Annotated in this window: 1 protein-coding gene; it reads left to right on the plus strand. The window is 32.4% G+C overall.

Annotated features, from left to right (window positions below; translation table 11 throughout):
- Positions 1 to 527 (plus strand): transposase (locus tag Q0762_RS13915; RefSeq protein WP_298767740.1); only part of this gene is annotated, 527 nt, incomplete at both ends.

Below are 527 nucleotides of genomic sequence, written 5' to 3' on the forward strand. Positions count from 1 at the left end.
GCCAAAGGATTATCACAAATGGGTGCAGAACAATGTTTAGAAGCTTGGGAACCTATGGGTGTTTTTTTCTATGAATTACGTTTATTAACAAGACAACGTCAAAATCTCACAGAATTAAAAACAATTATTAAAAATCAATTAGATGCTTTAAGTCACGCAATGCATCAGCTAGCTTCTGTTACCGCCCAATTAAAAGAAAATATTGGTTTGTTTGAATCACAAATTAAAGAATTAGACAAAGCGATTTTAGAACATATCGCGTCTGATAAGGAAGTTTTAGAAAAAGTTAAAAATATATGCACTATCAAAGGTTTAGGTATTTTAACAACTGCAGTAATTCTTGCAGAAACGAATGGATTTACACTTTTCAATAATTACAAACAAGTAGTCTCTTATGCAGGTTTTGATGTGGTTGAAGCACAATCTGGAACTAGAGTAGGAAAGACAAAAATATCAAAAAGAGGAAATTCCAGAATCCGACGAGCCTTGTATATGCCTTCTTTAGTTGTTATTCAATGTGAAGTACA

It is taken from the genome of uncultured Polaribacter sp. (assembly GCF_947495205.1).
Classification (GTDB): Bacteria; Bacteroidota; Bacteroidia; order Flavobacteriales; family Flavobacteriaceae; genus Polaribacter.